Source organism: Thalassobacterium maritimum, assembly GCF_031127805.1.
Lineage (GTDB): Bacteria > Verrucomicrobiota > Verrucomicrobiia > Opitutales > Coraliomargaritaceae > Thalassobacterium > Thalassobacterium maritimum.
Genome location: NZ_JARXHW010000121.1, coordinates 1 through 1,873 on the forward strand (window position 1 = coordinate 1; position 1,873 = coordinate 1,873).

The 1,873-nt window shown below is 44.3% G+C and carries 3 protein-coding genes; all 3 read left to right on the forward strand.

Translation table 11 applies throughout. The features are described from left to right. Positions 1–148 precede the first annotated feature (148 nt). The 3 genes from QEH52_RS19440 to QEH52_RS19450 all read left to right on the forward strand — a co-directional run bounded on the left by QEH52_RS19440 (position 149) and on the right by QEH52_RS19450 (position 1,747). On the forward strand, positions 149–565 hold the full coding sequence (locus QEH52_RS19440) for a hypothetical protein (protein ID WP_308952620.1): 417 nt from the start codon (positions 149–151) through the stop codon (positions 563–565). 48 nt (positions 566–613) lie between these two features. Next, positions 614–1,006 carry a hypothetical protein gene (locus tag QEH52_RS19445; protein ID WP_308952621.1) on the forward strand — a complete coding sequence of 131 codons (393 nt, stop codon included), beginning with the start codon at positions 614–616 and terminating at the stop codon, positions 1,004–1,006. A 93-nt stretch (positions 1,007–1,099) separates the two neighbouring features. Continuing rightward, entirely contained in the window at positions 1,100–1,747 is a 648-nt protein-coding gene (locus tag QEH52_RS19450) for a hypothetical protein (protein ID WP_308952622.1), read from the forward strand. The last annotated feature ends 126 nt before the right edge of the window (positions 1,748–1,873 follow it).

The following is a 1,873-nucleotide window of genomic DNA, read 5'->3' on the forward strand; positions in this document are numbered from 1 at the left end:
GCTTCTCTAGTGATTGATTTGTTATTCAGGTCTTTCACAATGGACTTTCACCATATAAGGTTATCAACATGCCGGGCATACCCAGGCGAGAGTGGACAACTCCGTTCGTGCCTCACTACATGCCACCTCTTGACGATCTGCAGAAAAAATGAAACTCCTAGCATCATCTTTCCTCTTATTAGCACTGCTTCTTGCCGGTTGCGACATAAATAAAACGACTGTCACAATCGACGATACCCCCAACCGAATTGTTGAAGTGAATTTCACCCCTCTAAAAGAAGAAGGAAAAGAGGGCCGTGTCCAGATGGAGATCATAATGGAATTAAACACAATTTACCCAGCTTACCCGCAAATTGGTTCGGGGATCAAAGCGGAGAAATTGAAGCTTTCCCTCGTTCGGACCGAAGTAGGTGAAGATTCCTACCGAGGGATCTATACCTTTGTGCCGAACGACGAAGTAAAGGAATTAAACATGGAGGACTTCACCTGGACTCCCTACATCGAATTTGGCCCCGTAAAACTTCCAACTCCCCTAGAGGCAGATCAAGGCGGAGTGAGACAATAGATTTCGCTGGCGCTCATCTATGCTCATCCTCGACGATGGGTAAATAAAATGAAAGCGATATTCATACTTCTACTGCTCATAGCTGCGCCCCCTATTTTTGCAGCGAGCCCGAATGAAAAATGGGAATCTTTGATCTCTGACATCACTTTGAACCCCAACTTTGAAGCTCCGAAAGAGATCAAAAAAATAATGGATAGCTTGAAGATTTCAGGCACACAGATTAATTTGAGGGGCTTTAAGGAAGTTAAAATCGACGAACTGAAAAAAAGAATTCCCGAAGACTATTTGATCTACTCGATCGGCAATGACCTACTGGCCTCTGACTCATTCATCTACGTTATAATTAAAGAGGTCGACTCAGACTCATTTTGGATCGTTAAGAAAGGTGGATATGCGGGAGTCTTCAAAATCTACAGGAAAAGACCCATCCAGTCGAGCTAGTCAATGCGAGATTACGCGCTAGATATTCGACAATCATTTGCACGATTGACCTCGCAGGCTCGCATCGACTACTCTTCACGATCGCTGAAAGAAATGAATCCACCCACCTACATAACTCACTACTTCGAGCGAGAGTATGGGCCATTTCTTAACATTTGTGACCTCGACGACCAGTCCATCGCAGAACTGTTCGAGGCTGAAAAAGAAGCAAAAACTGAATTTAATAGGTTTTCTATTGGTTCAGATTTCATGAAGTGGCGTCGAAATGCTGATGATCTTCTAATTCAAGCATACGAAGAGAAATTCGGATTCTCGCCAGTTGCTAGACCCTATTTTGCAGTTTTAGGAAGTTTTGATAGAACACTTACGATGTTCAGAGAAGGTCTGAAGACTGCACTCGAAGTTAGCGATTTTCAGGAGCATGAACTTACCTTCATGTATCCTGACCACTCTCATCTAACGACAGTGTATGGAGCTGACCCACCGCATTTATTTTACCAACCACCAGAAAACTGGAGAGAAGACCCAATTTGGGGACGACTTTTCACATACGAAGAACTTGTTTCCGAGTATCAAGACCACGATATAGAAAATCGAATTAAACGACATAAGGATAGGGACGGCTGGGCAGGTTGCTATGTCGAAGCTCATATTTGGTGTCGTGACCAACGAACCAAACTGAGCGATCCAGGCGAGAGTGGACAACTCCGTTCGCTGCGCTCACTCCGCGCCACCTCTTGACGATATAGAAGAGAATTTTGACACCGCTTATTGTTATCGTCCGAACATTGACCCGCTATACGAGAGCCTAATTTTAGGTTAATCTCTAGGGCATGGAAAACCAAGTAAGCCCAATCACAGCTCAGA